The organism is Kitasatospora sp. NPDC056138 (genome assembly GCF_042264695.1).
Taxonomy (GTDB): domain Bacteria; phylum Actinomycetota; class Actinomycetes; order Streptomycetales; family Streptomycetaceae; genus Kitasatospora.
In genome coordinates, this window is sequence record NZ_JBHJVK010000122.1 from 1 (window position 1) to 4,839 (window position 4,839).

The 4,839-nt window shown below is 68.8% G+C and carries 2 protein-coding genes; both read left to right on the plus strand.

Annotated elements, in window-relative coordinates:
- Nucleotides 1-250: 250 nt before the first annotated feature.
- The gene (locus ACFC1R_RS37470) at nucleotides 251-1,753 is read left to right on the plus strand and encodes an FAD-binding oxidoreductase (protein ID WP_375946202.1); all 1,503 of its coding nucleotides are present in this window, start codon (nucleotides 251-253) and stop codon (nucleotides 1,751-1,753) included.
- Between the two features lie 519 nt (nucleotides 1,754-2,272).
- Complete coding sequence (locus ACFC1R_RS37475; RefSeq protein WP_375946203.1) at nucleotides 2,273-4,747, plus strand: SdrD B-like domain-containing protein; 2,475 nt, start codon at nucleotides 2,273-2,275, stop codon at nucleotides 4,745-4,747.
- Nucleotides 4,748-4,839: the final 92 nt, after the last annotated feature.

The following is a 4,839-nucleotide window of genomic DNA, read 5'->3' on the forward strand; positions in this document are numbered from 1 at the left end:
CCGGCGGAACAGCTGTCGGCGCGGTGGTCATTTCATCGTGCACTTCGCGATCGGTGCTGCGCGAACTGGCCTACATATATCACTTTTTGAAAATTCTGCCGTCTTCCCCGATGAGCCCCAATGAGCGTGTCGGGTAACACCGTCAGGGCACCCTTGTTACTGTGCGGATCCCAGGAATTCGTTCGCAGATGACTGAATTAATCAGTCGTGGACAGGATTTGCCCCGCATCCCGGCCGGAGGACATAGTTCATGCACGACTTTTCTCGTCGAGGCCTGCTCAAGGCGACGGCGGCCGCCGGAGTCGGTGCCGTCATCGTTCCGGGCATCACGGCCGCAGGCGCCCCGGACGCGAGCGCCGCGGTCGAAGGGCCGGAGGGCGGGAAGTGCCCGCCGGCGAAGCTGACCGGCCGCGTCGTCCGCTTCGGCGATCCCGAGTACGCGGATGCGAGCCTCGGTTGGGACGAGCTCTTCGCCCACTTCCCGCTGGTCGTCGTCTTCGCCCAGAACACCCAGGACGTGGTCAACGCCCTCACCTGGGCGCGGCAGAACAACGTCGCGCTGCGGGTGCGGAGCGGCCGCCACAGCCTTGAGGGCTGGTCGAACGTGGACAACGGCATCGTGATCGACATCAGCGAGTTGAAGTCGGTCCTCATCGACAGGGCCTCCCGCATCGCGACCGTCGGCGCCGGGCTCAACCAGTTGGAGGCGGTGACCACCCTCGCGAAGCAGGACCTCGCGGTGACGACGGGAACCGAGGGCAGCGTGGGCCTGTCCGGTGCGACGCTCGGCGGCGGCTTCGGCTTCCTCACCCGCTGGATCGGCATGGCCTGCGACAACCTCGTGGAGGCCGAGATCGTCGTCGCGTCGGGCGGTGAGTGCGCCAAGGTGCTCAAGGCGTCCCTGAAGGACAACTCGGACCTGCTGTGGGCGCTCCGCGGGGCGGGGAACGGCAACTTCGGGATCGTCACGTCGCTCAGCTACAGAGTGGCTCCGCTGAAGAGTGTGACTTACGTGCAGGCGACGTGGGAGGGCCTCGGGGACCTGCAGGGGGTGTTCGACGCATGGCAGCGCACCGGACCGGTCGCCGACGACCGCCTAGGAACCCAGCTGGAGATCCACAGGAACCAGACCCTGCTGTTCGCGGTTCTCGCTGAAGGAACGCCGGACGAGGCGAAGAGGATGCTGGCCCCGATTCTGTCGGTCGGCAATCCCACGGTCTCGGTGCAGGTGGGCAACTGGGGCGACGTGTATGCGGGATTCCAGATCCCCACCGCGGACGAACCCGCGAACTGGAAGTTCTTCTCACAGTTCACCGGAGAGCCGTTCCCGACGGAAGCGATCGGCGTGATCGCCTCGTTCATGCAGAAAGCCCCGACGGATGACAGCAACTACTTCACCCAGGCCTTCGGCGGGGCGGTCAGGAGGAGTCCCCGCGGCGGCACCGCGTTCCCGCACCGTGACGCGCTCTTCTACGGCGAGATCGGTGCCGGCTGGGGGACTCGTGGACCGCAGCCGGGCGTCTGCGACCCGCTCACCCCGCAGGCCCAGGCCTGGACCGCCGAGTTCAGCCAGGCGATGCGGCCCTACGTGAACGGCGCCTACGTCAACGTGCCGAACATCGGAATGCAGGACTGGGAGACCGCCTACTGGGGATCCAACTTCGGCCGGCTGCGCGAGATCAAGGCGAAGTACGACCCCCACAACGTCTTCCAGTACGAGCAGAGCATTCCGCCCGCGACAACCGGGCACTAGCCGTACCGGCCACGGAGGCTGGCGACAGGGCTCACGGTCGGGTGGGCCCGGGATGAGTGAGGGCCTTCCGGCCCGGCGTGGACGGCGACCGTCCACCCGGCTGCCGGAAGGCCCTCGTGTCGCACCGCGACGCACCGCCGGCCGGGACCGGCCGCCTCCTCGCGCACCACGGGTCTCGGCAACTTGGCAGCAGCACAACGAGTGCGCGATTCTTCGTACACGGACTCGCTGGTTTGAACACTCGTGCGAGAAGAAACGATTGTGCAATGGCTTGGGGCGGGTCAAATTGGCCGTTCCGTCATGATCTTGCGCAAATCCCTCTTACGCTGTCGCCGACAGGGCGGTTCTCCGCCATCTCTGAGTACTCCCTCACACGGTTGGGCAGCAGGTCCTTCTGAAGGATGAGAGCAGGAGATGACATCTACGAACGAACAATCGAACGACGCCGCGCGCGAGCCGGGTCGGCGGAGGCCGGGTTCCATCGGCCGCCGCACGGTAGGCAGCATTGCGGCTCTCTCCGTGGGCATCGGCAGTTGCTCGTTGGCGGCGGCTCCGGCGGCGTACTCGCAGGCGGGCGACGGGTCGGTGACGGTCCGGGTGGTCCGGGCCGTGGACACGAGCGGCGTGTGGACGCCCGCGCTGGAACCGGGCATCGCGGGCGTCAGGGTGACCCTCACCGATGACGCCGGGGTCAGTGTCGACGGGGCGACCGCGGCCGACGGTACGGTGACGCTGGCCCCGGCCGCGAGCAGGGCGGCCGGCGGTAAGTACCGGGTGCAGGTGATGAATCCGAAGCCGGGCGTGCTCTTCCCGGCCTTCGCCTCGCGTCAGGGGCTGGACGGCGCGCCCGGCCAGCTGAGCAGCAACGAGGAGTTCGTCGACCTCTCCGGTGGCAAGAACGTGGCGTACACCACCGGGCTGTGGAACCCGGGTGACTACTGCCAGAAGAACGCACCACTGGTGACGTCCTGTCAGTCGGCCGCGCGCGAGGGCGGGTCGCAGCGCACGCTGGTGTCCTTCCCGTACAGCGCGCGCGGCCAGGACGGCGTCGACGTCAACGTCACGGACATCGCCACCGACGCGGAGACCGGCACGCTGTTCGGCATCGCCTGGAACAAGGCCGACAAGCGGGTGTTCTCCTCGGCGATGGCCAAGCGCACCACGGACTACGGCCCGGGCGGCGCGGGGGCGATCTACGTCACCGACCCGGCCCAGAAGAAGACCACGCTGTTCGCCACCGTCCCGGATGCCGGGACGACCGCCCACGGCGGAGGCGCCGACGACGCCTTCCTCGCCGTGCCCGGCAAGGAGAGCCTCGGCGGCATCAAGATCACCGATGACGGCAGGGACCTGTTCGTCGTCAACCTCAACAACCGCAAGCTCTACCGCTACGACGCCACCGCGCCCACCGCGGCGGCGCCGAAGGCCGTCCGCTCGATCCCGGATCCGGGCTGCCCGGCGGCCGGGGACTGGCGCCCCTTCGGCCTCGGCCTGCAGGACGGCGTCGGCTACCTCGGCGGGGTGTGCTCCGGCGAGTCCACCGGGAAGGTCTCGGACCTGCGCGCGGTGGTCCTGCCCTTCGACCTCGCCACCGGAGCGTTCCGAAAGCCGGTGCTGAACCAGCCGCTGGACTACCCGCGCCAGTCGACCGTCGGCTCGGGCCCGTGCGACGGCGCCGGCTGGTTCCCGTGGACGAGCACCTACCCGACCTCGCAGAACGGGCGGCAGTGCGGCAACTCCACCATCGCCAACCCCGAGCCGGAGTTGGGCGAGATCGGCTTCGAGACGGACGGCTCGATGCTGCTGGCTTTCCGCGACCGCTTCGGCGACCGCGCGCCGGCCGGCCCCACGCCGGGTTCCGCCTCCGCCGTCATGTCGGGCGGTGACCTGAACAAGGCCTGCCCGTCGAACGGCATGTACGTGATGGACACGGACAACGGCTGTGGGCTGTCCCCCCGGGGCACCCGGTTCTTCGACACCGCCTGGGCCGGGGTGGGTCACCACAACACGGCGTTCGCCGGCATGGCGCTCTCCAAGGTCGAGAACACCATCGCGGTCTCCGCCTACGACCCCGACCACACCCCTGTCGGGTACGGCACGTCGTTCCTCCAGCGGGACGGCAAGCAGGACCCGAAGTTCGGGCTGCGGCTCAACCCGCCCGGGAGCGTCGCCCCGTTCGGCAAGGGCGCCTCGATGGGCGACCTGGAAGTGCTCTGCGACCAGGCCCCGCTGCAGATCGGCAACCGGGTCTGGTACGACCCCGAGCGCACGGGCATCCAGAAACCGGGCCAGAGCCCGGTCGCGGGCGTGACCGTCAACCTGTACGACAAGCCGGGGAAACTGGTCGGAACGGCGAAGACGACCGCGCGTGGTGAGTACTACTTCGACGACTCCAACGTCACCGGCGGTCTCAAGCCGAGGACCGAGTACACCATCCGCTTGGACAACCCGGCCGACTACGCCGAGGGCGGTCCGCTCTACCAGTGGGTGCCCACCGTCCCGGACGTCGGCGACGACCCCTTCGTCAACTCCAAGGGCATCGTCCCGCCCGGCGCGAGGTTCCCGGAACGGGCGCTGACCACCGGCGGGCCGGGAGAGAACAACCACACCTACGACTTCGGCTTCCGGCACTGCAAGAGACAGCACGAGGGTGTGCTGCGCGTGATCAAGCACGACCCGGACGGCAAGCCGCTGGCCGGGGCGAAGTTCCAGCTGTGGAAGAAGTGGCAGGGGACGAACGGCTCCGGCGGCCCCCAGGCCACCAGGATGAAGTGGGCGGACACGAAGGTCGGCGACCTCTGCACGACCGGGACCAACGGCATCTGCCAGGGCACCGGCAGGCCGGGGACGTACTACTGGGAGGAGGTCTGCCCGCCCCCGGGATACGCCGCACCGGACGAGAAGGTGTTCGGGCCGCTGGTGCTGACCCCCGACAACCTCGACACCGGGGTGTCGGTGACAGCGGTCAACCGGCCGCTGTCACAGGACCGGTAGCCCCGAGCGGGGCAGCCGGCACCGGTAACCCTCCGGGCCGGATCGGGGGGGGTGTGCGGGGGGGTGTGGGTCGTCACCCGCCCAGGGTAGTG

Coding starts and splice junctions, on each gene's coding strand:
- ACFC1R_RS37470 (WP_375946202.1), top strand. CDS start 251: ATGCACGACTTTTCTCGTCGAGGCCTGCTCAAGGCGACGGCGGCCGCC.